We start from the raw sequence: 25,558 nt of genomic DNA on the forward strand, positions 1-25,558 counted from the left end.
TACTGCCTGCAGACCAGGTCGCGGACGCGGAACCACCCGACGTTCCGGGTCGGTCGGTGACCGTGCAAGATGGCCTCCGTGAACGCCCCGACGCGCAGCGATCCGGCGACCGGCGAGCAGCCGCCGCCGGACGTCCGCGGCCGCCACCGGCCCGGTCTGCGGGCCAGGCTGACCGGCGGGCAGTCGCCGTCGCCGGGCCTGGTCGCCATCGTGATCATCGTGACGTGGCTGGCGGTGCTCGCGGAGTCGACCCTGGTGCCGGTGAACCCGGCGCTGCACCGGGTGGCGCTGTTCGTGCACCTGTCGTGCCTGGTCGTCGGGTTCGGCGCGGTGGTCGCCGTCGACTGGATCGCCCTGAAGTGGCTGCTGCGCCGGTGCCAGCTGCGGCAGGTGCTGGCCGTGGCCGACCAGGTGAACCTGCTGATCTGGCTGGGCCTGGCCGGCATGGCGGCCAGCGGCGGGCTGCTGCGGCCGGACCTCGGTTCGACCCTCACCCAGATCAAGCTGCTGCTGGTGCTGCTCGTGGCGCTCAACGGGGTCCAGGCCTCCGCGCTGCACCGCAGGATCGCCGCGTTCACCGGGCCCGTTCCCCGGTTGCTGCTGCTGCGCTCGGTGCTGGCCGCGCTGGTGTCCCAGGGCGGCTGGTGGGGCGCGATGGCGATCGGATTCCTCAGCAGCCATCCGGCCTAGGCGCACCCAACCGCAGGAGGACCTCTGTGCGTACTGAACAACCGGCCCTGAATCCTGCTGGACGGGCGTCCAGGCTCGGCCGCCTCGGCCCGATCCTGATCGCGGTGCCGGTCGTGCTGGCGATCGCGGTGGTCTCGTTCATCGTCGCCGACACCGGCGAGGCTTCCGCACCCGAAGCGGCCGCGACCGGACCCGCCGCGGCGACGTCGCCTGCCGCGACACCGGCGGGCTCCCCGTCGGCGAAAGCCTCGCCCAAGCCGGCCAAGCCGGGCTGGATCGCCGTCGACCCCGACGAGCAGAAGGCCCGCACCGCGGCGTTCTTCGCCCGCAAGCCGCGCACGGTGACCGGCAAGCCGGTGAAGGTCCCCGAGTTCCACGCCACCTGCACGGTCAGCCACCACGGCGACGACGATCCGATCGTCTTCCCCGGCCTGCCCGGCGCGTCGCACAACCACACGTTCTGGGGCAACAAGACCACCGACAGCCACACCACCGCCGCGTCGCTGCGTTCCGGCGCGACCACCTGCAACCCCAAGCAGGACCGGTCCGGGTACTGGATCCCGACGCTGTTCCAGAACGGCCGCGTGATCGACCCGGACGAGATCACCGTCTACTACGGCTCACGGCTGAAGGACCCCGCCAAGACCCAGCCGTTCCCGTACGGGCTGCGAATGGTCGAAGGCGACGCGAAGAAGACGTCTGACCCGAACGGCAACCGGTTCTGGTGCGCGGGCATCGGCGGCGAGGTCGGCCGGTCCTCCGACGGGGTCTTCCCGGTCTGCGCGTCCACCGCGCACATCGTCCGGCAGATCACCTTCCCGGACTGCTGGGACGGCAAGCACCTGGACAGCCCCGACCACAAGGCGCACATGTCCGGCGCGCTGCACACGGGCGTGTGCCCGCGCAGCCACCCGGTGCCGATCCCGTCGGTGTCGTTCGTGATCTCGTACAAGCCGCTGAGCGCGAAAACCGACGGCATCACGCTGTCGTCGGGCAACTCGTTCTCCATGCACGCCGACTTCTTCAACGGCTGGGACGAGGAGGCGCTCGCCGCCCGCGTACGCAACTGCCTCGACCAGGGCGTCAAGTGCAACGCCGCCGGCGGCTTCTGACCCGCGGCGCGCAATGGCGTGGCCGCCGTCGGTCTCCGACGGACGGCGGCCACAGCCGGCTACGCGGTTACACCGGCACCTTGTCGGCCGGCGCGGCCCCGCCCTCGGCCGTGGCCGGTTTGGCGACGAGGCGGTAGAACTGCCGGTCGTCGTTCTGCCGGACGATCACGCCGAGCTTGGTCAGGTCGGCGCGGAGTTCGGCCGCGTCGTCGGCGGCGTTCTCCTCCAGCGCCTTCTGGCGTGCCTTCAGCAGGGCGTTGGCCGTCGCGGACAACTCGGGCAGGTCTTCGACCCAGCGCATGTACTGCTCCAGGTGCGGATCGGCGTCGAAGAACGGGTACCCGTGGCGCAGGAACGCCTCCTTCACCGCGTCCTCGTCCAGATTGTTGTTCGCCCTGGCCAGTTCCCCGGTGTCGGCGCCAAGGAACACGAGGTCGTCGAAGCCGTCCAGGTAGACGGCCGAGATCTCGGCGCGGGCGATCCGGCGGGTCTGCTTGCCGGCCCGCCAGATGACCAGATCCGGCTGTACGGACACCGCCACCGAGTCCTTCAGCGTGCGCCGGGCCACCTCCGCGCCGAACGCCACGCCGAGCAGCACGCAGAGCACGGTCCCGTACGGGTCGGGCACCTTCGCGAGCACCGAGATCCAGTCACGCAGCGGCATGCCGTCGACGGACGCGGCCCACTCCGACACGGCGCGCAGCGCCCAGCCGAGCCCTGCTCCGATGACGACACAGGTGGCCCACATCGCCGTGACTCTCCTGGTGGACACCTTGAGCCGGGACGGCTTGCTCGGCACGGTCTTGTTCGGACCCATACGACATCTCCTTGACGGCGCTCAAAGCCAGCATTGTCGCGGACCCGCCTACCGCCGCGCCGCCGGGGCCACGACCGCGCCCCACCGCCGGCGCACTCACCTGACCACGATGCGTCGACACAGCGAATGCGGCGATCGGCAGCCCCCTATCCGAACGCTGATTCAGGCTATCAATGGCGCTCGTTGTAGCAGCTGGCAAGCGCTCGAACACTGTTTACCCGGCGTTCATCAGTGCACGTCCCAGCCTTCTATAGGGACGGTGGACAGCAGGTGGAGGCATCATTCACCGCGTGTATTCTTCCGCGGTGCACGACTCATCCAAGAAATTGCTGGCCTATCGATATCAGCTCCTCGACGTCATCGGTCAGGGCGGGCAGGGCCGCGTCTGGCGGGCCCGGGACGAGTACCTCCAACGGTTCGTGGCGATCAAGGAACTGCTCGCGCCGGCCCACCTGACCGAGGAGGAGCGCAAGACCACCCGTGAACGCAGCCTGCGCGAGGCACGGGCCGTGGCGCAGCTGAGCCACCCGAACGTGATCCAGGTCCACGACGTGATCCCGCACGAGGGAGAACCCTGGATCGTGATGGAACTTGTCCGGGCGAGATCCCTGCACCAGGTGCTCGCCTCCGACGGGCCGATCCCCGTCCGGCGGGCGGCGGAAATCGGACTCGCCCTGCTGAGCGCGCTGAACGCGGCGCATCAGGCGGGCATCCTGCACCGGGACGTCAAGCCCGCCAACGTGCTGCTCGCCGAGGACGGGCGGGTGCTGCTGACCGACTTCGGCCTGGCCACGCACCAGTCGGCGGACGCGACGGTCACGCGCACCGGCATCGTCGTGGGCTCGCCCGCCTACCTCGCCCCCGAACGCGTCGAGGGCGACCGTGGCGGCCCGGCCGCCGACCTGTGGGCGCTGGGTGCGACCCTGTTCACGGCAGTCGAAGGCAGGCTGGTCTTCGACCGGCCGTCGCCCGCGGCGACGATCGCCGCGCTGGTGACCGAACCGCCGCCGCGCCCGACGCGGGCGGGAGCACTGACACCGGCACTGGAAGGCCTGCTGCAGAAGGACCCGGACCAGCGCGTGGACGCCGAGCGGGCCGAGGCGCTGCTGCGTGCCGCGCTCGACCCGGCCCGCCACGACTCCCCCACAGCCGACAGGCCGGCTGCCGAGGCCGCCGTTCCCGACGGGCCATCATGGGCCGCACCCACACCGCTGCCGACGATGAGCCACTCGCCCGCCGACGAGCCGCACACCGCCGCCGAGACCGGCGTCGCCACGACCGGCGACGTGCCGCCGATGCCGTCCGGCGCCACCCGCCGCCCCTGGCCGCGGGTGGCGCTACTGGGGGCCGTGGCATTCATCCTGCTGCTCGGAGCGGGTGTCGGCGCGATGACCTGGCGCGACCCGGACCTGCCCGACACCACGTTCGCCAACGCCGCCGAGGCCGCGCCGACCGGAACCGAACAGGCCTCGCCGAAGGCCCGCCCGGCACCGTCCGCGCACCCGTCACCTGCCGCGACCACGGCGCCGACCGGTTCCGGTCAGCCGTCCGGCGCGCCCTCGCGATCGCCGGTGCCGAGCGCTTCGCCCGCCGGGAACACCGGTCAACCGGCCGCACCTCCGGCAGCGAACCGCGTCGGTGAGATCACCGGCATCGGCGGCAAGTGCGCCGACGTCGCCGGCGCCAGCCGCGCCGACGGCACCCCGATCGTGATCTACACCTGCAACGGCACCGCTGCCCAGACCTGGACCATGCGCGCCGACGGCACCGTGCGGGCGCTGGGCAAGTGCCTCGAAGTGACCGACGGCGACGCCGACGACGGCACGTCGGTGCAGCTCTGGTCGTGCGGATCCGGCTTGGCGCGCCAGCGTTGGGTGTACGACGGCGCCACCCGCCACCTGGTCAACCCCGCCTCCGGCAAGTGCCTGGACGCCAGGGACCAGACCAGCGCCGACGGCACCCGGCTGCAGATCTGGACCTGCAACCCGAACTACCAGGCGAACCAGCGCTGGAGCACGCCCTGAACCGCGGCAGTGTCCGCCGGTGGCATGATGCCCGTCGTGATCAACCGTAGTGCAATCGCGCTCGCGCTGGTGGCGACCGGGTTGGTGAGCGCGTGCGGCGTGATCGGTTCGGCGGACGACGGGACGGCTTCCGAGCGCGCCGTGCGCAACTACCTCGACGCCCTGGTCCACGGCGACCACGCCGCCGCCCATGCGCTGATCTGCACCGACGAGACCGGCGTCGAGCGCGGCGAGTTCGACGCCTCGGAGCAGGAGAATCCGGTCCGCTCCTACGAGATCGAGTCGTCGGTCGCCTGGTCGTCGCCGGTCGACGGGCACGGCCGGGTGTACCGGGTCCAGGTGACCCGCACGACGGGAACCCCCGTCGTCCAGGAGATCCGGACCCAGGGCGATCGTGACATCTGCATCCAGCACGGCAACATCAGGAACCTGTGACCGGATCACCCACCACTAGGATCAAGATCATGGCGAAGACGGGCTGGAAACTGGGTGGGGATCTCGACGTCGGCCGCGTCGGGTACGGCGCGATGAAGCTGACCGGCTGGCCGCAGGGCGGGCGGCCCGAGCGCGAGACCGCGCTGGCGATCCTGCGGCAGGCCGTCGAGCTGGGCGTGAACCACATCGACACCTCGCACTACTACGCCCGCGACGGCGTCGCGGCCAACGAGCTGATCAGGACGGCGCTGCACCCGTACCCTGCGGATCTGGTCCTGGTGACCAAGGTCGGCGCACTGGTCGAAGGCTCGGACATCGCCCTGCAGCCGTCGGAGCACACCGGGCTCACCCCGGACGGGCTGCGCCGTGGAGTGGAGGCGAACCTGCGCACCCTCGGTGTCGACCGGCTGGACGTGGTGAACCTGCGGATGGGCGACCGGGGCCATGACCGCTCCGCCGTCGCCGCGCCGCTGGAGACACTGATGAAGCTGCGCGACGAGGGACTGATCCGGCACATCGGCATCTCCAACATCGGCCGCGCCGAGTTCGACACGGCCCGCACGATCGCGCCGATCGTGTGCGTCCAGAACCGGTACAACATCGCCTATCGCGAGGACGATCCGCTGGTGGACGCGTGCGCGGAGGCGGGCGTGGCGTACGTGCCGTTCTTCCCCGTCGGCGGGTTCCAGCCGCTGACCGCCGTGCACCTGACCACCGTCGCGGCGCGGCACGACGCCACGGTCGCGCAGGTGGCGCTGGCCTGGCTGCTGGCCCGCTCGCCCAACATCCTGCTCATCCCCGGCACCGGCTCGCCCGCGCACCTGGCGGAGAACATCGCCGCGGGCAGCCTCACGCTCACCGACGAGGACTTGGACCTACTGGGCCGGCCGTGCCCCTAGCTGCTCGACGGACTCCCGGAGTCCAGGCAGACGACGTCGGCCGCGATCGCCAACTGACGGAGGTCGGACAGCGCCCGTCACCCGGCGGGTACGGCCGGGCCAGCCCATGATCAGGGATCTGCCGGGTTCGACCTGGAGGGGCCGCCCCGCCGTCCGGTAGGGTCGGCCGCGTGGATCTGGAGCACACCGCCGCGCTGCTAGGAGTGCCCGTCGCCGACGTCGAGCGCGTGCACCTGCTCGCCGGTGACCGGCCGTCGGCCCCGCTGCCCGCCAAGACCGACGCGCCCGCGATCCTCGACCGGCTCGCGGTGCGGCCCGACGACGTCGCCGAGATCATGAAAGGCTGGCCCGATCCGGACTCCCCACTGTGGACGCCGGAGCTGCGCTGGCTGCTCGACCGCTCGATCGCGCTGGTCCGTGCCGATCTCGGCGGCCACGACTGGCTGCCGCCCGGTCCAGAGCTGCCGCGCGACCGGGGGCCCGCCTGGCGGCACCTCTACGTGTACGCCTACCTGGCCCTGGTGGACGTCGTCAGGGGGTACCACCGAGAGCGCGGCATCGCCGACGCGGTGTCGTGGACGTCCCTGGCGGACCTTGGCCGCAACCTGGCGATCGACCGGCGGATGAACCGCGAGGGCTGGCCGGTCATGCAGGCGTGGCTGACGCTGCACGCGCGCGGCAGCATCTACGAGCTGGGCCGGTTGCAGTACCACCCCGCCGACACCACCATCGGCCTGCACATCCCCGAGTCAGGGCCGATGACCCCGCAGGCCGTCACGGCCTCGCTGGACGAGGCCCGCGCGTTCTTCCCACGCCACTTCCCCGACCGGACCTTCACGGCGTTCACGTGCGGCTCGTGGCTGCTCGACCCGCAACTGCTGGAGTACCTGCCGGAGGACTCGAACATCGTCCGGTTCCAGCAGCGGTTCGCGCTGGAGCCCTACGAGGAGCCGGAGGGGCTCGACGCCGACGTCGAGGTGCTGCGGTTCGTTTTCCGCAGCATCACCACGCCGCTCGACCAGCTGCCGCGCCGCACCGTGCTCGAACGCGCGGCCGTCGATCACCTGAAGGCCGGCCGCCACTGGCGCTGGCGGCGCGGCGGTTTCCCCGTCTGAGCAGGCCGCGACACAACCCGGATTGGCGGACGGCATGTCCATGCACGACATCGAGGATCTGGTGGCCGAGTCGGTCGTGGTGCTCGACGCCCGCCACGCCGAGGACGACGACCGGCTGCGGGACTGGTTCACGGCGCTGTACGCATTCCAGGCCGGGTTCGACTGCTCCCACACCCAGGGCCGAGTGCTGGACATCCTGCTACGCCGCCGGCACACCTACCGGCTCGCGCCACACGAGCACCCGGACTACGCGCTGCGTCGCGAGTTCTTCGACGGGCTGACCGAGTTCCAGGCGTTGCGCGAGATCGACGAGGACGCCGACGACTTCGCCGGGTACGACGACTGGCTGGCGGACGGCTACGTCGACCCGCCGTGGCTGTACTGCGAGGCGGGCACGGCCCTGTGGCGGCGGCTGGTCGACGCGGGGCGGCTCACGGGCCGCGACGCGGTCCCACCCGCCCGGATCGCGCTGCTCGACGTCGTTACCGTAGTCGCCGAGGCCGCCGAGCGGCGCGGCGATCCGGGGCTCGTCGCGGCCTGGTACGCCCTCGGCCCCGCCATGCTCGTCGACGACCTGATGGATGTCGAGCAGCTGCGGGACGATCCGCGGGTCACCCGGCTGCGGGAGATCGTCGAGCGTTGCGGCGCGGCGGCCGTGGAGCTGCCCGACGGCTACCGCCCCACCGACGAGCAGCTCGACATGCTGGGCGACGAGCGCGCGACCTGGTGGTACGGCATTCTCGCGACCGCCTGACGGGTCAGCCTGCGGACGCGTCGGGCAGTTGCGGCGGGCAGGGGCGGCCGGGCACGGTCGTCAGCTCGAAGTGCCAGATCTCGTTGGCGTACACCTGGCAGAGCCCGTAGGCGACGCCGTTGCGCTGGAGCCACCGGTCTGCCCGCTGCGGCCCGACGTCGATCGCCTTGCCGGTCACGTGGGTGGAGCGGTCAGGGGTGTTGACGCGCTTGCCCGCCTCCTCCGGTCCGTCCTGCGCGACGGCTTCGTCGAGCAGGTGCTGCTGGTGGCTGCGGCTGCGCCAGCCGGAGTTGATCAGCACCTCGACGCCGTCGCGGCGGGCGTCGGCGGCCGCCTGCCGGATTGCCCGGCGCAGGTCGGGGTCGAGGTTGTCGACGGCGGGGTGCCCGTCGGTGAACGGCGACACCGGCTCGTCCAGCGCGCCGTCGCTCGCGGTGAGGCCGCTGTCGGCCGAAGCGATCTCGGTGTACGCGGGAATCGCGGTCAGCAGCGCGGCGGCGGCGATGCCGACGCCGACCCGTTTGGCCAGCGAGGGGCGCGGGGATGGGCAGGACATGTGAACTCCTTCCGGCCACCGGAACGGGGAGCCGGTGACTTACGGGAGATCACTTCAACACGCAGTGTGTTATCACGACGTGAACCGATCACCACACATGCTCTTAACATCGGCGATAGGTGCTTAAGAATGCGCTTATCATCCCTGTAGCAGCTAATCGGGCATATGGCCGTAAACCTCTATCCAGGCAGCCGCCATGACCATGCCCGAGTCGCTGTCTGGCAGGTCCGGGGCACCGTAGGCCATGGCTGCCTCGCGCAGCGCACTGTACGCCGACTTCCACGGCTCGGCGGCCTCCTCCTCGCCCTCGCCGTCGACGACCCAGGCCCCCGGTCCCCCGCGGGCGCGGGCGCTGTCGCTCACCAGCCGGTGCAGCAGCCCGAACCCGGACCCGATCGGCGACCCGAGGCCGCAGGGCGGGGTTTCGTCCCGCCAGCGCTGCCAGGCGGCCCGGCAAGCGTCTCCCGCGCCGGGGTGCCTGGCTCGGGCCAGCCGGTGCGCCGACGGCTCGTCCAGGTCCCGTGCGGTGTCGAGGACCCGCATGACCGCGTCGCCGTCCGTGCCGAACATCAGCGCCGGGCTCAGCTCCTCGACGAGGTCGACGGCCATGGCGTTGGTGTAGCCCGCGCCAGGCAGGATCCGGGTGGTGACCTCGGCCAGCGCTGCCCGCTCCCCCGCCGTCGCCGCGGGCCGTATCCGCACCGCGAACAGCCGTCCGGGCCAGCGGTTGACCAGCACTCGGCCCGGCGACTCGTACACCACCAGCCACGGCGGCCGCGCCTCGGGCAGCCGCACCCGCCCGCCGACGTGCACCGTTCGCACGTGTTCAGGGGCCGAGTGATCGACCCAGAGGTAACCCGAATCCATCGATCGCTCCCCGCCCTCCGCGCAACGCGCCGAGCCTAAACGCGGCGGATGACACGTCCGGGGCGGGCGTGTCGCGGAAGAGGACGTACCTTTGCGGGCATGGGTTTGGGTGATCGGTTGAAGCAGAAGCTGCGCGCGTTCATGGAGCGCCCCGGAACGACGGTCAGTCTGGACCGTTATGAGGCGATCCTGCCGCGCATCCTGGACCTGGAGGACGAGCTCACCGCGTTGACCGACGCGGAACTCACCGAGCGGGCGCTCGCGCTGCGCGACCTCGTCAGCGAAGCCGAGGACGGGCAGCCCTTCGTCACGCTGGCCGAGCCGCTGCCGATCGACGAGCAGGACCTGGCCGAGATCTGCGCGCTGGGCCGCGAGGCCGGCCGCCGCGCCCTCGGCGAGCGCGCGTTCGACGTGCAGCTGCTCGGGGCGATGGCGATGCTGCAGGGCAACGTCGTGGAGATGGCCACCGGTGAGGGCAAGACCCTCGCCGCGTTCATCGCCGCGTTCGGTTACGTCGTGCGCGGCTCGCGGGTGCAGGTGCTGACCGTCAACGACTACCTCGCCGACCGCGACGCGCGCTGGATGGGCCCGGCATACCGGATGCTCGGGCTGACCGTCGACGCCGTCGGGGAGTCGTCGGGCCACGACGAGCGCGCGGCCGCGTACCGCTGCGACGTCACGTACGTGTCGGTGAGCGAGGCGGGCTTCGACTTCCTGCGCGACCAGATGGTGCTGCGCGCCGAGGACGCCGTCATGCCGGGCCTCTACACCGTGATCATCGACGAGGCGGACTCGATCCTGATCGACGAGGCGCGGGTGCCGCTGGTCCTGGCGGGCAGCCTCGCCGACGCGACCTCCGACGCGAGCGCGGCGGCGACGCTGGTGGCGACGATGCGGCCGGGCCGCGACTACGAGGTCGTCGACGACGGCCGCAACGTGCAGCTCACCGACCACGGCGCGGCGCTGGTCGAACGCGCCTGGGGCGGCATCCACCTCTACGCGCCGGACAACCTGTCCAAGCTCACCGCGGTGAACCTGGCCCTGCACGCGCGGGCGCTGCTGACCGTGGACGTGGACTACATCGTCAAGGACGGCCGGATCGCGCTGGTCGACGAGTTCCGGGGCCGGGTCGCCCGCCGCCGCCGCTGGCCCGACGGGCTGCAGGCCGCGGTCGAGGCCAAGGAGGGCCTGGCCGCCACCGACGAGGGTGAGATCCTGGCCTCGATCACCGTGCAGGCGTTCATCGCGCTGTACCCGACGGTGGCGGGCATGACCGGCACCGCCTCCACGATCGGCGACGAGCTGCGCGAGTTCTACCGCCTGGAGGTCGCGGTCATCCCGCCGAACACGCCCAACGTCCGGGTCGACGAGCCCGACCGGGTGTACGCGACGATCGAGGAGAAGGAAGAGGCGCTGATGGCCGAGGTGGCCGCGGCGCACGAGACGGGGCGGCCGGTGCTGGTCGGCACCCTCGACGTGGCCGAGTCGGAGCGGCTGGCCGCGGCCCTGCGCGAGCACGGCATCACATGCACGGTGCTGAACGCCAAGAACGACGCGCACGAGGCGGCGGTCATCGCCGAGGCCGGCGGGCGGGGCGCGGTCACCGTGTCCACTCAGATGGCCGGCCGTGGCACCGACATCCGGCTCGGCGGCAGCGACGAGCAGGACCGGGCGGCGATCGCCGAGCTGGGCGGCCTGTACGTGATCGGCGCGGGCCGGCACGACAGCCGCCGCGTCGACGACCAGTTGCGCGGCCGGGCGGGCCGACAGGGCGACCCGGGCGGGTCGGTGTTCTTCGTCAGCCGCGAGGACGAGCTGATCGTGCGGCACGGCGACGGCATCGGCGGCACGACCGCCGGCGACGGGCGGGTCAGCGGCCCGCACGTGCACTGGGCGGTCGGGCACGCGCAGCGCGTCGCCGAGGGCGTCGACTTCGAGATCCACCGCAACACCTGGCGGTACGGCGTGCTCGTCGAGCGGCAGCGGCAGGTGCTCGCGCTGCGCCGCAAGGCGCTGCTGACCACCGACGCGGCCGCGGAGCTGCTGCGCGGCGACAAGACCCGGTTCCCGGCCGACCTCGACGCGGTCGCCGAAGCCGACCTGCCCGCCGGCTACGACGCCGACGACCTGGCCCACGCGGGGCTGGAGCTGGTGACGGTCGCGGACCGCTTCGCCGAGGTCGAGGAGGCGATCGGCAAGGAGGCGGCCGAGGAGGTCGCGCGGCAGATCGCGCTGTACCACCTGGACCGGGGCTGGGCCGACCATCTTGGCATGCTGGCCGACGCCCGCGACGGCGTGCACCTGCGCGCGCTGGGGCGCCAGGACCCGCTGGACGAGTTCCACCGGCTGGCGGTGCCCGCGTTCAACAAGCTGCTGGCCGGCGTCGACACCGACACGGCGGACACGTTCATGGCGGCGCGGATCGACAGCCCGGACTGGACGCCCGCCGACGCGGGGCTGGAGCGGCCGAGCGCCACGTGGACGTACATGGTGCACGACAACCCGTTCGGGTCGGAGATGGAGCGCATGTTCGCCAACCTGGCCAAGATGGTGCTGGGCCGCCGCTGACGCCACGGCCGTGCTCCCGGTGCGACGACCGCGCCGGGAGCAGGGTTCTCGGTTCGTTTCCCAAGGTCGACTTGTTCGTTCCTCCTGGCAGACGTCACCCGCTGGGGTGACGGGCGGCGCACGAGAGCAGCTCCGCCACAGTTCCGGGAGCACCGCGGCCGCGGTGGAAGGTGTGGACATGGTCGACCGCAGGCGGGTTCTTCAGGTGATGGCGGCCATCGGCGCCGCCACGGTGCTGTCCCAGCAGGGCGGCTGGGCCTGGGCGGCGAGACAGGGCCGCGCGGGCACGCTGAATCCGAAGAGGATCCGCAAGTACGTCACGCCGCTCGCCGTGCCGCGGGCGCTGTCGCCCGCGCGCGACGAGGCGGGCGGCCCGGTCCACTACCGGATCGGCGTACGCCAGTTCCGCCAGCAGATCCTGCCCCAAGGCCTGCCCCGCACGACCGTGTGGGGCTACGGGGACGTGTCGAAGCCGCGCACCTTCCGCAGCCCGTCGGGCACCATCGAGGCGAGTGTGGACCGTCCGGTGCGGGTGACCTGGGTCAACGAGCTCGTCGACGCCGCCGGCGACTTCCGCCCGCATCTGCTGGCGGTGGACCCGACGCTGCACTGGGCCAACCCGCCGGGCGGCCTCTCCGGCCGGGACACCCGGCCCGCCTTCAGCTCGACGCCGGGCCCCTACCGGGGGCCGGTGCCGATCGTCACGCACCTGCACGGCGGCCGTTCGCTGCAGGACAGCTGCGGCTACCCGGAGGCCTGGTATCTGCCGAAGGCGCGGAACATCCCGCGCGGCCACGCCACCGTCGGCACCTTCCACGACCAGTTCGGCGCGGAGTTCGCCCAGCGCCACGGCGTCAGCTGGCAACCGGGCGAGGCGACCTTCCACTACGGCAACGACCAGCGCGCGGCGACGCTCTGGTATCACGACCACGCCCTCGGCATGACCCGCGTCAACGTGTACGCCGGGATGTCCGGCTTCTACCTGCTGCGCGGCGGCTCCGCCGACCTGCCGCCGGGCGTGCTCCCGGGGCCCGCGCCCAGGCCCGGCGACCGGCCCGGTACCCGCTACTACGAGATCCCGCTCATGGTGCAGGACCGCTCCTTCAACAAGGACGGCTCCCTGTTCTACCCGGACAGCCGCGCCTTCACCGACGGCGCGGGACCCTACATCCCGGACGGCCCGTTCGCGCCGATCTGGAACCCGGCGTTCCTCGCCGACACCATGACGGTCAACGGCAGCACCTGGCCGGCGCTGGAGGTCGAACCGCGCCGCTACCGTTTGCGCCTGCTCAACGGCTGCAACAGCCGGGTGCTGATCATGAAGATCGTCACCGATCCCCTGGCGCACCGGCCCGCGTCGCCGGCGCTGCCCCTCTGGCAGATCGGCAACGACGGCGGTTTCCTGCCCGAGCCGGTGTCGCAGCGGCAGCTGCTGCTCGGCCCGGCCGAACGCGCCGACGTCATCGTCGACTTCACCGGGCTGCGCGAGGGCACCGAGCTATATCTGATCAACGAGGGGCCGGACAAGCTCTGCGGCGACGACTTCGACCCGTCGAACACGGCCACCACCGGCCAGATCATGAAGTTCACGGTCGGGCGGCTGACCGGTAGGGACCGCAGCGTGCCGCCGGAGGAGCTGGACCTGCCCCGGATCAGGCCCCTCGGCCGGGCGAGCCGGACCCGTCGGCTGGCCCTCGACGAGCAGCTCGGGCACGACCACTCGGTCAAGATGATGCTCTGCACCATCGACGAGCACGGGCAGGCGGTCCCGAAGCACTGGCACGACCCGATCACCGAGCAGCCCGTCCTGCACGCCACGGAGGTCTGGGAGTTGCACAACTGGAGCGCCCACGCCCACCCCGTGCACCTGCACGTCGTGCAGTTCGAGGTCCTCGGCCGGGGCAAGGACGGCACGCAGCCGCCACGGGCAGGCGACCGCGGCCTGAAGGACACCGTGCTCACCTTCCCGGGCGAGATCACCCGCGTGAAGGCGACCTTCGACCTGGCCGGCCGCTATGTGTGGCACTGCCACCTGCTCGAACACGAGGACAACGACATGATGCGCCCGTTCCGGGTGGGCTGACGGGCCCGATCACCGTTCGGCACGGCATCAGGCCGTCGGCGCCCGCCTGGACGCGGGCGCCGGCGGGCGCCGAGGCGCACGTGCCACCTGACCACCGCACACACGGCCGTCCGCCACATAGCAGATAACCACCTACCAGGCATTATTCACTCATGTGACTGCCCTACCGATGGCGGACACATCGGGCCTACCGTGGAGTGACGGAAGGTAATCAGACCTGCCCGTAGCGCTGGAGGTCGTCATGCGTCGCCTGCTCACCACCGCCGCCCTGACCACGGGGCTGGTACTCCTCGCCTCGCCCGCCTACGCGTTCGCCCACAACAGGGTCGTCAACCCGTGGGCGCACACCATCCTGGACGTACTCACCCTGGCCGTCGTGCTGTCACCCATCGCGACCGTGTTCACGTGGGGCGCGCAGCACCGCGGCCGGATGCTCGCCCTGATCGCGCTCGTACAGCTGCCGGTCGCGATCATCGCGTTCGTCCCCATCCTGAACCCGGCTCTGCACGCGGCCCTGCTGGTGGCCGCGCTGGCACTGACCGGCACATCACTGTGGCTGGTCCGCCGCCACGCCGCGGCCCCCGCGGTCGAAGCGGCCACGGTCACCGAGTAGCCCGCCGGCTACTCCCCCGCGCTGCTCTCCTTCCCCCGGGCAGCGCCCCGCGGCCCGCCGGCCTTCACGGCCTGCGGGCCGCAGTCGTGTGATCCGTCCACGACCCGTCGGCGGTTCGCACGCGCAGCCCGACGACCCGGGCGGCGTCGCGTACGAATTCGACGTCAGGGCAGCCGTCCACGACCGGACCCCAGCCGTCGTCCTCGGACGACACGGTGTGCGAGCGGCAGTGCTTCTCGTCGACGTAGCCCCAGGCCATCAGCAGGTCCCGGCCTGCCAGCGTGTAGTGGCCGACGCTGGCCAGCCGCCCGTCCGGCAGGCTGCACCGGTAGAAGCGGGCGGCCAGCTCCGGTACGGCGACGCCGTCCAGCTCGGCCTCCTCGGCGGTGCGGTGCAGCCGGTACTGGTCGAGGTCGGGCAGCCGCTGAGCGGCGATCGCCTGCGTGATGGTCATGCCGTGCTCAACGACGCGGCCACGTGGACGCTGCGACCCGGGCGGTGTTTCGGCTGTTCGGAGGGGCTATGCCGGGGCGGGGACCGGCTCGGCTCGCTGCGGCAGGCTCTGGCGGGCGCGCCGACGCAGTACCGCCTTGATCAGTTCCTCCACCACGAGCAGGGTGAGTGCGAGCCCAATGCAGACCAGCCACTGGTTGAGGCTGAGCCCGGTCGTGCCGAAGATGCGCTCCAGCGGTTCGAGCAGGGTGACCGCAAGGATGGCCACCAGGGCGAAGCCGTACCGGCGCAGTTGGGCGATCCCGGGGATCGCGTCCCGGTCGAAGATCGTGCCGACCTGGTCGCGCGACAGCAGCCCGCCGACCAGGTGGAACAGCGACAACGTGGTCAGCAGCATGGTCGCCCCGAGCACCGGTCCGCCATGGGCATCGCCGATCTGGTACGCCGCCAGCGACCCGACGGTCATCACCGCGCCCTGCACGCACAGCCGCACCCAGTTGGCCTTGGACAGCACCGGGGCGCCGACCGGCCGCGGCGCGTGCCGCATCAGGCCCGACCTCGGCTGGTCGAACCCCAGCGCGATCGCGATCGGGACGTCGACGACCATGTTCAGCCACAGGATCTGCAGCGGGTTCAGCGGCTGCCCGGCGGCGATGTTCAGGATGCCCGCGCAGAGGAAGATCGCGATGTAGGCGACCAGGGTCGACATCTGGAACCGCAGGTACTTGAGCAGGTTGTCGTAGAGGCCGCGGCCGTACTCGACGGCCTTGACGATGGTGGCGAAGTTGTCGTCGGTGAGGATCATGACGGCGGCCTCCTTGGAGACCTCCGTGCCGGTGATGCCCATGGCCACGCCGATGTCGGCGGCCTTGAGGGCCGGGGCGTCGTTGACCCCGTCGCCGGTCATCGCCACGATGTTGCCGCTGGTTTTGAGCAGCCGTACCAGCCGCAGCTTGTCCTCCGGCGCGACCCGGGCGATCACCCCGATGTCGGGCAGTTGCGCGAGCAGATCGTCGTCGCTCAGATTGGCGAACTCGGTACCGGTGACGGCGCGGCCTTCGATACCCAGTTCCTTGGCGATCGCGGCGGCGGTCGTCGCGTGGTCGCCTGTGATCATCCGGACTCGGATGCCCGCGGCACGACACTCCGCGATCGCTGCCTTCGCCTCCGCGCGGGGTGGGTCGACGATGCCGACCATCGCCAGCAGCGTCAGGTCCCGGACCTGCTCGATCAGGTTCGCCGACGGGTCGAACCCGGCCGAGTCGAAGTCGCGCTGGGCGACCACCATGACCCGCTCCCCGGCGGCGGCGATGCGGTCGTTGGCGTCGGAGGCCAGCTGCCGGTTGTCGTCGGTGACCGCGACGATCGTGCCGTCGGGCTCGCGGTAGGAGGCAGCGCGGCTGATCAGCACGTCCGGGGCGCCCTTGACGTAGCAGCGGACCACCGGTCTGCCGCCGTCCCCGGTCATCCGGTGGAAGGTGGCCATGAACTTGTAATCGGAGTCGAACGGCACCTCCGCGATCCGCGGGTACGCCGCGCGGGTCTGCGCGATGTCCAGCCCGCCCTTGGCGCCCAGCACGATCAGCGCGCCCTCGGTCGGGTCGCCGATCAGGCTGTCGCCGTCGAGCACCGCGTCGGCGCACAGCACCATCGGCAGCAGGTACGGGTCCAGGTCGAAGCGCTCACCGCCGACGTGTTTGATCTCGCCGTCGGTGCGGTAGCCCTCGCCGGTGACGGCGAACCGGTTGCGGCCGGGGATCGCCAGCTCGCGGGCGGTCATCTTGTTCAGGGTCAGCGTGCCCGTCTTGTCGGAGCAGATCACCGAGGTCGAGCCGAGGGTCTCCACCGCGGGCAGCCGCTTGACGATGGCGTTGCGCTGGGCGATCTCCCGGGTGCCGATGGACAGCAGCGCCGTGACCACGGCGGGCAGGCCGGTCGGGATCGCCGCCACGGCCAGCGCCACACCGGTGATGAACAGGGTGTCGAACGACTCGCCCCGGGCCAGGCCCAGCAGGACGACCAGCACCAGGGCGATGCCCGCGATCGTCGCGATGATCTTCGAGAGGCTGTCCAACTGCTTCTGCAGCGGCGTCTTGTCGGCTTCCGTGCCGGCCAGCAGGTGCGCGATGTGGCCGATCTCGGTGCCCATGCCGGTATCGGTCACGATCATCTCGCCGCGGCCGCGGGTCACCGAGGTGTTCATGTACGCCACGCTCACCCGGTCCCCCAGCGGCACCTCGGTCCCGGGAACCGGGTCGGCGGTCTTGGCGACCGGCAGGCTCTCGCCGGTCAGCGCGGCCTCCTCGATCTCCAGCGTCGCCGCGACCGCGATCCGGCCGTCGGCGGGCACCCGGTTGCCGGCCTCCATCAGCACGATGTCACCGGGGACCAGCTGCTCCGCGTCGATCTCGACGGCCTGACCGTCCCGGCGCACCCGGGCCACGGTCTTGAGCATCTGCGCCAGTGCCCGCACGCTCTCCTCGGCCTTGGCCTCCTGGCGCAGGCCGACGACCGCGTTGAACACGGTGAGGCCGACCAGCACCAGGGTGGTGCCCCACTCGCGGGTGACGAGCTGGTTCACCACCGCGGCGGTCAGCAGCACGATCTGCATGAAGTCGCGGTACTGGCGCACGAACGCCGCCAGCGCCGACTCCTTCTTGCCGGCCGCCAGCCGGTTCGGGCCGTGCTCGGCCAGCCGTTCGGCAGCCTGCGCGGCGGTCAGCCCGCGTTCGGGCCGCACCTCGAACGCCTGGGCGACGTCGGCGGCGCTGCGGCCGTACCACGGCGTGGCGCTGCTCTTACCTACCTCCCTGTCCCCGTCCATGGTCGCTCGCTTCCTGACGACATGCCGCCCAAGCTCAGCGAGCCCGGCTAACCGGGTATGAAGGGCGTAAGCGATGTACCACTGCGGAACACTATATTTCCGGTGGCCATCACACGTGCCCGATATACATAAGACCTACCTGACCAGGACCGGCGGCTACACCCCGTAACCCCCAGTCATGCTCTGGGGATGCGCACACCGGCGGCGCGGAGCTTGCTCTCGACCAGCGCGACCAGCCGGGCCGCGACCGACCCCTGCTCCTGGCCGTGCTGGGCGATCAGCTGGTATCTGGCCGCGGCGTCGGTGCGGGCCTGCAGGGCGGTCACGGTCTTCAGGTGTGCGGGATTGGACAGGTAGTACTCGGCCATGGCGGTGGCGAGCCCGTCGATGCGCGGGTCGTCCGCCGCCCAGTCGGCGGCTTGCGCACCCTGCTTGATCAACTCGACGAACCGGGGGTCCCCGACCGCCTCCTCCACGTCGGCGAGGTAGTCGTCGAATCCGTCGGGGACCAGGGCCTTGGCCAGCACCCAGCCGTCTCGCAGGGCCGCCACCTCGTCGGCGCCGAAGCCGAGGCCGGGCATCCGTTCCAGCAACGCCACGGCACGGTCGGGCAGCAGTGCCCGGTCGCCGTCGGCGAGCCGGCGCAGCAGGTCGCGCCGCGCGATCAGCTCCTCGATCTGCTCGGTGAGGCGTCGCTCGGCATCACCCAGGGCGGTGCCGAACCGCTCGGCGTCGCCGTCGAGCAGCCCGCCGATCTCGGCCAGCGGCACGCCCGCGGCGGCCAGCGAACGGGCCCGCACCAGCCGCAACAGGTCGCCCGACCCGTACCGCCGGTAGCCGGAGCGGTCACGCTCGGGCTCCGCGACCAGGCCGAGTTTGTGATAGTGCCGCACCGTCTTCACCGTGACGCCGACGAACGCCGCCGCCTGCCCGATCGTGACGCCGTTCCTCATCAGCCAAGCCTGCCTCGTGTTCGAGCTCGGCGTGCACGCGGCCGAGCGGACGGACGGGGCCACGCCTGCCTGCGTGGCCCCGGACGTTTACCACGTCAGCCCCGTCCGGCGCCGAACACCTCGTCGACGAGCCGCTGCTGGGCGTTCATGAAGGCTGCCGCGATGGACATCCGGGAGTCGTCCACACAGGTCAGCATCGCGGTCATGGTCTTGCGGCCGTCGGGTGTGCTGTACATCAGCGCCGCGTAGCCAGCGATGCCGCCGTTGTGGGTGATGACGGTGCCGCCGTCGGAGCCCAGGTCGCGCACGAACAGCCCCAGCCCGTAGCCCATACCCGGGATGCCGGTCGGGTGCGGCGTGCACATCTCGGCCAGCAGCGCCGTCGGCAGCAGTCTGCCGCCCAGCAGCGCGGAGATGAACGTCGCCAGGTCCTGCGTGGTGGAGATCATGTCACCGCCGGTGGAGACCCAGGAGGGATTCTGCCGGGTGACGTCGACCGTCCTGGACTCGCCCGCGTCGTCATAGCGGTAGTAGACGTGGGCGTGCGGCTCGGGGATCTCCGGGGAGGTCTCCGGCACCACGGTGCCCGACAGCCCGAGCGGCCCCAGGATCAGCCGCTGCATCTGCTCGGCGAACGGACGCCCGGTGACCTTCTCGACGACCAGCCGGGCCAGCACGTAGTTGGTGTTGGAGTAGCTCCAGCCGGTGCCCGGCGCGAACCGCGCCGGCTTGGACAGTGCCAGCTCCACCAACTCCTGCGGCTGGTACGTGGTGAACCGCAGGTCCACCCACTCGTCACCCGACGGGGTGCCCGGCGCGGGGATGCCCGGCCCGTACGTCCCGTCGGCGAGCAGCTCGCCGGTGTGGCTGAACACTCCGCTGGTGTGCTGCAGCAGCATGCGCAGCGTGATCCGCTCGTCCAGCCCGAGCTCGGGCAGGTAGCCGGCCACCGGAGCGTCCAGGACGATCCTGCCTTCGGCCACCAGGCACAGCACCAGGGCCGCGGTGAAGGTCTTGGTGTTGCTGCCGATCCGCAGGTGCCCGTCGGCCGGTGGTGCGGCGGTCCGGCCCAGCTCGCTGACGCCGGCGCTGCCGACCCACTCGCCGTGCTCGTCGCGTACACGCAGCACCACGCCAAGGAAACCGGTGCCGACGATCTCCTCGATAGCCCGCTGCAGCTGCGGACGGATGCCCCTGGCCTGGCCGGAAAGGGTGGTGGACATGATGGTCGCTCCTTCAAGGCTGTCTCGTCCGGCGGCGTCCTGCCGCCGGGAGGAGCCTGCACCCTGACCTCGGGTCAACCTCACCTATGAGCCGGCTCACAGCTGCCGGCCGGGTCGCCGCGATCCCGCCGCGTGATTGCACTTAGATGACTGTCGATGTCATCCTGTACCCCTCCCCCGTCCACAGACCCCCGGAGGACGCCATGAGACGCCATTTCCGCCTCGCCGTCACGGCCGTCGCACTGCTGGCGGCCACAGCCACCGCCACCCCGGCTGCCGCCGCGCCCGGAGCCGAGACCCGGCCCCTGTCGACCCTCGCGCACACCCCCGGCACCGCCTGGACCGTCGACCCGGCCACCGGGCGGACGACCGTGACCCTCGACGACACGGTGACCGAGCAGCAGGCCACGCGGCTGCGTGACGGCCTGCGCGGCGCGGACGTCGACGTGCGCCGCGAGCCGGGCCGGCTGCGCACCCTGCTGGCCGGCGGCGACGCGATCTACGGCAGCACGGCGCGCTGCTCGCTGGGCGCGAACGCGCGCCGCGGCACCACCTACTACCTGATCACGGCCGGACACTGCACGAACAGCTCCGCCAACTGGTGGACCAACAGCGCCCGCACCATCGCGATCGGCGTGCGAACGGCGAGCAGCTTCCCGACCAACGACTACGGCCTGGTCCGCTACACGAGCACACTGAGCCACCCCAGCGCCGTCAACACCTATCCGGGCCTGCTGCAGCTTTACGGGACCGGTAGCGCGTACGTCGGCCAGGCCGTCTGCCGCAGCGGTGCGACCACCGGCGTACGCTGCGGCACGGTGACCGCCCTGAACGCCACGGTCAACTACGCCGAGGGCACCGTGACCGGCCTGATCAGGACGAACATCTGCGCCGAGCCCGGGGACAGCGGCGGGCCGCTCTACACCTCCGGCGGGATCATCCTGGGCATTCTTTCCGGCGGCACCGGCAACTGCACCACCGGCGGCACGACCTACTACCAGCCCATCGGCGAGATCCTCGCCGCGTACGGCCTGACCATTCCCTGATCCGGCACGAAGCCCCTGCCCCGGCTCGTCCGGCCGGGGCAGGTCCGCTTCGCCGCCGCGCGAAAAGGTGCCAGGATCACATCCAAAGATTGAAGTATCTCACTTGATGCGCCAAGGTGTGCGCATGAGATCTCACCTCGCGCGGATCGCCGCGGCCACCCTCGCCGCCCTCGCGATCACCGTGTCCAGCCAGCTTCTCGGCAGCTCCGCCGCCACCGCGGCCCCCGCACCCGCCGCCGTCCGCGTGCTCTACTACGACGCGAGCCAGGCCGCCGAGTTCGTCAACGTCGTGCACCAGGGCGCGGCCAACTGGAACGCCCGGGTCACCAACGTACGCCTGGAGCGCTGGACCTCGGGCCGCCCGCTCAACATCCGCGTCTACGCCGACAACAACTGGCCGCGCGCCTACGTCAACTCCCTGGGCAACGGCACCATCTACATGGGCCGCCAGGCCACCGCCGAGGGCCACAACCCGACCCGCATCGCCGCGCACGAACTGGGCCACATCCTCGGCCTGCCCGACCGGCGCACCGGCGTCTGCTCCGAGCTGATGTCCGGCAGCAGCGCCGGCACCTCCTGCACCAGCGCCTTCCCCAACGCGCAGGAGATCACCAAGGTCAACAACCTGTTCGCGAGCGGGGCGCTGGTCACCGCCGGTTGGCGCGAAGACCGCGCCTGACAGAGCATCGCCTTCGGTCGCCGTCAGCGGGGGCGACAGAGCTTCGAACGCGCTCTGCCGTCCCCGCGCGCGGTTTCGTTCAAGGAGCCGCGTGCCGGTCGCGAGCTGGCAGGAAGCGGCACAGCAGCGCCGCCACCGCTCCCGTCAGCACACCCACGACCACGCCGGTGACAAGACTCGACCCGACTGCGGCAACCCTGAGCAGGACTTCCTGCACGGCCGGAGCGACGTCGGCGAGGCTGCCGCCCAGGGACGGAGCGGCCCCGTCGAACGCGGCGTCCCACAGCACCTGGTGCCCGACCGCGAGGAACACCCCGTAGAGCGCGCCGATCACCACGACGGTCCGGAACGGGCGCGGCGGCCGCCGCCACACCACCACAGCGATCCAGCAGGCGAGCGGCCCGAACACGAGCAGCGCGTTCACCGGCGTCCCCTCCTGGATCAGCTCCAGGTCGTGCAAAACGACCCGCGGCGCAGCCAGGGCGGCCAACCCCACCAGCGCCGGCCACGGGAGCCCGAGCGGGCGCACCCCGCCGGTCATCGCACACCGCCCGTAGCAGCCGGCGGAGCGGTGCGGGCCCAGCGCAGCAGCGCGGTGAACGCGAGTACCGCGGTCACGGCCCCGCCCGCCACGCGCACCCAGTGCCCGGCGACGAACTCCGCGGCGACCTTGCGCAGCTCGTCGGCGCTGTGCGTGCCGAGCGGGTCGACGAACATGATCTCGTTGCGAGGCCAGAAGAACACGGCGGAGAACACGAACTCGCAGACGAAGAACGTCGCCGCGGCGGCCGCGATCCACCAGCGCAGCCGCGGATTCCTCCAGGTCAGCAGGAGTGCGGCGACACTGCAGACGACCACCCCGGCCCCCAGCGGCGGGAAGTAGTCGCTCGGGCCGCCCGCGATGACGAACTCGCGGGCGCGCTCCAGCGAGGCGGGCGGGTCGACGAAGATGTTCGGGTACAGCATCACCGTCTCGGCGGCGACGCCGCCGAACGACAGCATCGACGTCCAGACCAGCGCGATCAGCGCGACCCAGGTCAGCCGGGTCAGGTTCATAGGGGCTTCTCCTCCGGGGTTCACCGCGCCGGCCCCGGCGCGGCGGTCAAGGTCGCCGACGACGCTAGGCCGCGCGCCGGGCCGCGTCTGCCGCCTACGCGCGCGATCCGGGGTCGCTTCCGGCCGTACGCCGCCTCGCGCCCGGCCCACCTGACCAGCGCATCGGCTCCGGGGGCGACGCGGGCCTGATCGCTTTCCGGCGTACACCCGTGCCCGCAGGTGTCGCCTCCGGGAGACAGCGCCGGGGTCTGCGGCGATCTAGGCTCGGAACGTGCCCGGCCACCGACCGACCCGTATCGACGCGCTCCTGGCCATCGGCACGTTCGCACTGGTCGCGGCTGCCGTGGCCACCCACGGCGGCACGCCCCCGCAACTGGCCGCGGGCTGCCTGGCCGCCGCCGGGTTCGGGGCGCTGCCGCTGCTGGCCCGCCGCCACCCGGTGCCCGTGCTCGCCGCCACGGCGGCCGGGGTCGTCGTCTACTACATGCTCGACCTGGCACCGGTCGGCCTGGCCGTGCACACCGCCGCGGTGCTGTACGTCGCCACCGACGCCGGACGGGTCCGGGCCGCGTCCGTCATGGCCGCCGCGCTGCTGGCCGCGTCGATCGCGGCGCGGCTGGCCGAGGGCGACGACCCGTCGATCGTGCTCGGCGTCGACCTCGGCTCGCAGGGCGCGCTGATGGCGGCCGTGCTCGCGCTCGGCGACGCGGTGCGCAGCAGGCGGGCGCTGCGCGCCGAACTGGCCCGGCAGGCCGCGGCCGCCGCCGACGAGCGCCGTGCCGAGGCGGCCCGGCAGGTGGAGGCCGAGCGGCTGCGCATCGCCCGCGAGGTCCACGACACCCTCGGCCACGCCGTCTCCGTGGTGACCCTGCAGTCGGCGGTGGCGCAGGAGGCGCTGGCCGACGACGCGAAGGACGACGCCCTCACGGCCCTGGCCGCGATCCGCGACGCGAGCGGCAGCGCCATGTCCGAACTGCGCGCCACCCTCGGCACGCTGCGCCGGGACACCGGTCCTCGGCACCCCGACCCGGGCGTCGGCGACCTGCCTGCCCTCGTCGACGGCGTCCGCGGCGGCGGCCTGCCCGTGGAGCTGCACGTCGACGGGGACCTGCGGGCCCTGCCCGCAGTGGTCGGCACGACCGCGTACCGGGTGGTCCAGGAGGCGCTGACCAACGTGCTGCGCCACGCGCGAGCCACGAAAGCCCAGGTCAGCGTCATCGCGAGCCGTACCCTGCTGTCCGTGGACGTCCTCGACGACGGTCGCGGCCCCGACCCGCACGGCCGCCACGACGAGCACGGTTACGGCCTGCGCGGCATGTCCGAACGCGTCACGCTGCTCGGCGGCACCCTCGACGCCGGCCCGGCCGACGCGGGCGGTTTCCGGGTCCACGCCGAGCTGCCACTGCCGGAAGGCCAGCGATGAGCGAACTGCGGGTCGTGCTCGTCGACGACCAGCACCTCATCCGCACCGGGCTGCGGGCCGTGCTGGAACGCGCACCCGACATCACCGTCGTCGGCGAGGCGGGCGACGGTGCCGCGGCGGTGGACGTGGTGCGCGACCGGCATCCCGACGTGGTGCTCATGGACGTGCGGATGCCCGGCCTGGACGGGATCGAGGCCACCCGCCGCATCCTGGCCGATCCGCGCCTGTCCCGGGTCCACGTCGTCATGCTGACCACGTTCGACGACGACGAGTACCTGTTCGAGGCGATCCGGGCGGGGGCGGCCGGGTTCCTGCTCAAAGACACCACGCCCGACGCACTGCGGGACGCGGTGCGCACCGTCGCCGGCGGGGACGCGCTGCTGTCGCCCGCGGTCACCCGCCGGGTGCTGGACGCCGCCGCCCGCACCCCGGCCCAGGACGAGGCCCGGCTGGCCAAGCTCACCGAACGCGAACGCGACGTGCTCGCGCAGGTCGGCACCGGGCGCTCGAACGCCGAGATCGGCGCGGTGCTGCACCTGAGCCCCGACACCGCCCGCACCTACGTCAGCCGCCTGCTCACCAAGCTCGACGCCCGCGACCGGGCGCAGCTCGTCGTCATCGCGTACGAGACCGGCCTGGTCCGCCCCGGCGCGCGCTGAGCCGGTCAGGCCGCGCGAACGGCGTCCACGACCCGGCGCACCTCGTCGGCGTCGGTGGCCTCACGGCCGTCCCGGCGCACGGGCGCGCGCAGGTGCAGCTCCCGCGCCCCGGTCTCGGCGAGCACCTGCCGGACGTTGTGTGAGCGGATGCCGCCCGCGGCGATGACGCGCAGCCGGTCGCCGGCCCGTTCCCGCAGCGCGGCGATGCGCGCGGAGCCCTCGAGTGCGGTGGGTGCCGCGCCGGAGGTAAGGACCGCGTCGGCGCCGAGTTCGATGATCTCGTCGAGCGCCCTGAGCTGGTCGTCGACCTCGTCGAAGGCCTTGTGCACGGTCACCGGCAGCGGCCCGGCCGCTTCGATCAGGCGGCGCAGGACGGGCAGGTCGAGGCCGCCGCCGTCGGTGAGTGCCCCGACGACCACGCCGAGCGCCAGCCCGCGCGGGTTGGGCAGGGCGCGGACGGCGGCGATGTCGGCGAGCATGACCCGCTCCTCGACCTCGCTCACCCGGAAGTCGCCGCCGCGCGGCCGGACCATGACTCGCAGCCCCGCGTGGCGCAGCGTGCGCAGGGCGATCTCGACAGCGCCCAGGCTCGGGGTGGTGCCGCCCTGGCCGAGATCGGCACACAGTTCCAGCCGGTCCGCTCCGGCCGCCTCCGCCACCAGCGCGGTCGGCACGTCGCTCACGCAGATCTCCACCGTGGTCACGCGGA

24 protein-coding genes are annotated in these 25,558 nt (G+C 72.0%); 14 read left to right on the plus strand and 10 right to left on the minus strand.

The features are described from left to right. The first annotated feature begins 78 nt into the window (after positions 1-78). On the plus strand, positions 79-690 hold the full coding sequence (locus AB0B66_RS11550; RefSeq protein WP_360526766.1) for a hypothetical protein: 612 nt from the start codon (positions 79-81) through the stop codon (positions 688-690). 26 nt (positions 691-716) lie between these two features. Further along, positions 717-1,802 carry a DUF1996 domain-containing protein gene (locus AB0B66_RS11555; RefSeq protein WP_360526769.1) on the plus strand — a complete coding sequence of 362 codons (1,086 nt, stop codon included), beginning with the start codon at positions 717-719 and terminating at the stop codon, positions 1,800-1,802. Positions 1,803-1,869: 67 nt separating this feature from the next. On the opposite strand, the gene AB0B66_RS11560 is transcribed toward AB0B66_RS11555, so the two are convergent. Further along, the gene (locus AB0B66_RS11560; protein ID WP_360526772.1) at positions 1,870-2,619 is read right to left on the minus strand and encodes a hypothetical protein; all 750 of its coding nucleotides are present in this window, start codon (positions 2,617-2,619) and stop codon (positions 1,870-1,872) included. A 305-nt stretch (positions 2,620-2,924) separates the two neighbouring features. On the opposite strand from AB0B66_RS11560, the gene AB0B66_RS11565 reads away from it, so the two are divergent. The 5 genes from AB0B66_RS11565 (at position 2,925) to AB0B66_RS11585 (ending at position 7,846) form a co-directional block, all read left to right on the plus strand. Next, complete coding sequence (locus AB0B66_RS11565) at positions 2,925-4,643, plus strand: ricin-type beta-trefoil lectin domain protein (protein WP_360526775.1); 1,719 nt, start codon at positions 2,925-2,927, stop codon at positions 4,641-4,643. Between the two features lie 36 nt (positions 4,644-4,679). Continuing rightward, the gene (locus tag AB0B66_RS11570) at positions 4,680-5,078 is read left to right on the plus strand and encodes a hypothetical protein (protein WP_360526778.1); all 399 of its coding nucleotides are present in this window, start codon (positions 4,680-4,682) and stop codon (positions 5,076-5,078) included. 29 nt (positions 5,079-5,107) lie between these two features. Beyond that, positions 5,108-5,977: an oxidoreductase gene (locus tag AB0B66_RS11575; protein ID WP_360526781.1), complete on the plus strand. Its 870-nt coding sequence runs from the start codon at positions 5,108-5,110 to the stop codon at positions 5,975-5,977. 170 nt (positions 5,978-6,147) lie between these two features. Next, complete coding sequence (locus tag AB0B66_RS11580) at positions 6,148-7,092, plus strand: acyltransferase domain-containing protein (protein WP_360526784.1); 945 nt, start codon at positions 6,148-6,150, stop codon at positions 7,090-7,092. 34 nt (positions 7,093-7,126) lie between these two features. Continuing rightward, positions 7,127-7,846 carry a hypothetical protein gene (locus AB0B66_RS11585; protein ID WP_360526787.1) on the plus strand — a complete coding sequence of 240 codons (720 nt, stop codon included), beginning with the start codon at positions 7,127-7,129 and terminating at the stop codon, positions 7,844-7,846. Between the two features lie 4 nt (positions 7,847-7,850). On the opposite strand, the gene AB0B66_RS11590 is transcribed toward AB0B66_RS11585, so the two are convergent. Continuing rightward, the gene (locus AB0B66_RS11590; RefSeq protein ID WP_360526790.1) at positions 7,851-8,402 is read right to left on the minus strand and encodes a M15 family metallopeptidase; all 552 of its coding nucleotides are present in this window, start codon (positions 8,400-8,402) and stop codon (positions 7,851-7,853) included. Between the two features lie 153 nt (positions 8,403-8,555). Beyond that, positions 8,556-9,224, minus strand: coding sequence for a hypothetical protein (locus AB0B66_RS11595; protein WP_360526793.1), 669 nt, complete (start codon positions 9,222-9,224; stop codon positions 8,556-8,558). Positions 9,225-9,368: 144 nt separating this feature from the next. Between AB0B66_RS11595 and secA2 the strand changes: the two genes are divergently transcribed. The 3 genes from secA2 to AB0B66_RS11610 all read left to right on the plus strand — a co-directional run bounded on the left by secA2 (position 9,369) and on the right by AB0B66_RS11610 (position 14,533). Then, complete coding sequence (gene secA2 / locus AB0B66_RS11600; RefSeq protein ID WP_360526796.1) at positions 9,369-11,837, plus strand: accessory Sec system translocase SecA2; 2,469 nt, start codon at positions 9,369-9,371, stop codon at positions 11,835-11,837. 178 nt (positions 11,838-12,015) lie between these two features. Further along, on the plus strand, positions 12,016-13,920 hold the full coding sequence (locus AB0B66_RS11605) for a multicopper oxidase domain-containing protein (protein WP_360526799.1): 1,905 nt from the start codon (positions 12,016-12,018) through the stop codon (positions 13,918-13,920). A gap of 241 nt (positions 13,921-14,161) precedes the next feature. Continuing rightward, positions 14,162-14,533 carry a hypothetical protein gene (locus AB0B66_RS11610; protein ID WP_360526802.1) on the plus strand — a complete coding sequence of 124 codons (372 nt, stop codon included), beginning with the start codon at positions 14,162-14,164 and terminating at the stop codon, positions 14,531-14,533. Between the two features lie 64 nt (positions 14,534-14,597). Here the strand turns inward: AB0B66_RS11610 and AB0B66_RS11615 are convergent, their stop codons facing one another. From AB0B66_RS11615 to AB0B66_RS11630, 4 genes are all read right to left on the minus strand, one after another. Further along, positions 14,598-14,987 (minus strand): hypothetical protein, encoded by a 390-nt coding sequence (locus AB0B66_RS11615; protein WP_360526805.1) that lies wholly within the window; start codon positions 14,985-14,987, stop codon positions 14,598-14,600. Between the two features lie 66 nt (positions 14,988-15,053). Continuing rightward, entirely contained in the window at positions 15,054-17,810 is a 2,757-nt protein-coding gene (locus AB0B66_RS11620; protein ID WP_360526808.1) for a cation-transporting P-type ATPase, read from the minus strand. 176 nt (positions 17,811-17,986) lie between these two features. After that, entirely contained in the window at positions 17,987-18,763 is a 777-nt protein-coding gene (locus AB0B66_RS11625; protein ID WP_360526811.1) for a MerR family transcriptional regulator, read from the minus strand. 95 nt (positions 18,764-18,858) lie between these two features. Next, positions 18,859-19,986 carry a serine hydrolase domain-containing protein gene (locus AB0B66_RS11630; protein ID WP_360526814.1) on the minus strand — a complete coding sequence of 376 codons (1,128 nt, stop codon included), beginning with the start codon at positions 19,984-19,986 and terminating at the stop codon, positions 18,859-18,861. A 203-nt stretch (positions 19,987-20,189) separates the two neighbouring features. On the opposite strand from AB0B66_RS11630, the gene AB0B66_RS11635 reads away from it, so the two are divergent. Together AB0B66_RS11635 and AB0B66_RS11640 are read left to right on the plus strand one after the other, a co-directional pair. Further along, entirely contained in the window at positions 20,190-21,032 is an 843-nt protein-coding gene (locus AB0B66_RS11635; protein WP_360526817.1) for a S1 family peptidase, read from the plus strand. Positions 21,033-21,156: 124 nt separating this feature from the next. Further along, entirely contained in the window at positions 21,157-21,711 is a 555-nt protein-coding gene (locus AB0B66_RS11640; RefSeq protein ID WP_360526820.1) for a snapalysin family zinc-dependent metalloprotease, read from the plus strand. Between the two features lie 79 nt (positions 21,712-21,790). Here AB0B66_RS11640 and AB0B66_RS11645 read toward each other — a convergent pair whose 3' ends face one another. After that, entirely contained in the window at positions 21,791-22,252 is a 462-nt protein-coding gene (locus AB0B66_RS11645; RefSeq protein ID WP_360526823.1) for a hypothetical protein, read from the minus strand. Beyond that, positions 22,249-22,767 carry a DUF1772 domain-containing protein gene (locus AB0B66_RS11650; protein WP_360526826.1) on the minus strand — a complete coding sequence of 173 codons (519 nt, stop codon included), beginning with the start codon at positions 22,765-22,767 and terminating at the stop codon, positions 22,249-22,251. Before AB0B66_RS11650 ends, AB0B66_RS11645 begins: the two co-directional genes overlap by 4 nt. A 271-nt stretch (positions 22,768-23,038) precedes the next feature. Here AB0B66_RS11650 and AB0B66_RS11655 point away from each other — a divergent pair, with 271 nt between their 5' ends. Both AB0B66_RS11655 and AB0B66_RS11660 read left to right on the plus strand, forming a co-directional pair. Next, the gene (locus tag AB0B66_RS11655) at positions 23,039-24,190 is read left to right on the plus strand and encodes a sensor histidine kinase (protein ID WP_360526828.1); all 1,152 of its coding nucleotides are present in this window, start codon (positions 23,039-23,041) and stop codon (positions 24,188-24,190) included. Continuing rightward, positions 24,187-24,849 (plus strand): response regulator transcription factor, encoded by a 663-nt coding sequence (locus AB0B66_RS11660; protein WP_360526831.1) that lies wholly within the window; start codon positions 24,187-24,189, stop codon positions 24,847-24,849. The genes AB0B66_RS11655 and AB0B66_RS11660 overlap by 4 nt, the downstream gene beginning before the upstream one ends. Positions 24,850-24,854: 5 nt before the next feature. Here the strand turns inward: AB0B66_RS11660 and AB0B66_RS11665 are convergent, their stop codons facing one another. Next, positions 24,855-25,553: a copper homeostasis protein CutC gene (locus tag AB0B66_RS11665; protein ID WP_360526834.1), complete on the minus strand. Its 699-nt coding sequence runs from the start codon at positions 25,551-25,553 to the stop codon at positions 24,855-24,857. Positions 25,554-25,558 lie beyond the last annotated feature (5 nt).

Origin of the sequence: Catellatospora sp. NPDC049111, assembly GCF_040648615.1 — a bacterium.
GTDB classification, from domain to species: domain Bacteria; phylum Actinomycetota; class Actinomycetes; order Mycobacteriales; family Micromonosporaceae; genus Catellatospora; species Catellatospora aurea.

Excerpts from the sequence above, each read along its gene's own strand:
- AB0B66_RS11560 (WP_360526772.1), bottom strand. The coding sequence starts at position 2,619 with ATGGGTCCGAACAAGACCGTGCCGAGCAAGCCGTCCCGGCTCAAGGTG.
- AB0B66_RS11575 (WP_360526781.1), top strand. The coding sequence starts at position 5,108 with ATGGCGAAGACGGGCTGGAAACTGGGTGGGGATCTCGACGTCGGCCGC.
- AB0B66_RS11585 (WP_360526787.1), top strand. The coding sequence starts at position 7,127 with ATGTCCATGCACGACATCGAGGATCTGGTGGCCGAGTCGGTCGTGGTG.
- AB0B66_RS11590 (WP_360526790.1), bottom strand. The coding sequence starts at position 8,402 with ATGTCCTGCCCATCCCCGCGCCCCTCGCTGGCCAAACGGGTCGGCGTC.
- secA2 (WP_360526796.1), top strand. The coding sequence starts at position 9,369 with ATGGGTTTGGGTGATCGGTTGAAGCAGAAGCTGCGCGCGTTCATGGAG.
- AB0B66_RS11605 (WP_360526799.1), top strand. The coding sequence starts at position 12,016 with ATGGTCGACCGCAGGCGGGTTCTTCAGGTGATGGCGGCCATCGGCGCC.
- AB0B66_RS11610 (WP_360526802.1), top strand. The coding sequence starts at position 14,162 with ATGCGTCGCCTGCTCACCACCGCCGCCCTGACCACGGGGCTGGTACTC.
- AB0B66_RS11615 (WP_360526805.1), bottom strand. The coding sequence starts at position 14,987 with ATGACCATCACGCAGGCGATCGCCGCTCAGCGGCTGCCCGACCTCGAC.
- AB0B66_RS11620 (WP_360526808.1), bottom strand. The coding sequence starts at position 17,810 with ATGGACGGGGACAGGGAGGTAGGTAAGAGCAGCGCCACGCCGTGGTAC.
- AB0B66_RS11625 (WP_360526811.1), bottom strand. The coding sequence starts at position 18,763 with ATGAGGAACGGCGTCACGATCGGGCAGGCGGCGGCGTTCGTCGGCGTC.
- AB0B66_RS11630 (WP_360526814.1), bottom strand. The coding sequence starts at position 19,986 with ATGTCCACCACCCTTTCCGGCCAGGCCAGGGGCATCCGTCCGCAGCTG.
- AB0B66_RS11635 (WP_360526817.1), top strand. The coding sequence starts at position 20,190 with ATGAGACGCCATTTCCGCCTCGCCGTCACGGCCGTCGCACTGCTGGCG.
- AB0B66_RS11640 (WP_360526820.1), top strand. The coding sequence starts at position 21,157 with ATGAGATCTCACCTCGCGCGGATCGCCGCGGCCACCCTCGCCGCCCTC.
- AB0B66_RS11645 (WP_360526823.1), bottom strand. The coding sequence starts at position 22,252 with ATGACCGGCGGGGTGCGCCCGCTCGGGCTCCCGTGGCCGGCGCTGGTG.
- AB0B66_RS11650 (WP_360526826.1), bottom strand. The coding sequence starts at position 22,767 with ATGAACCTGACCCGGCTGACCTGGGTCGCGCTGATCGCGCTGGTCTGG.
- AB0B66_RS11660 (WP_360526831.1), top strand. The coding sequence starts at position 24,187 with ATGAGCGAACTGCGGGTCGTGCTCGTCGACGACCAGCACCTCATCCGC.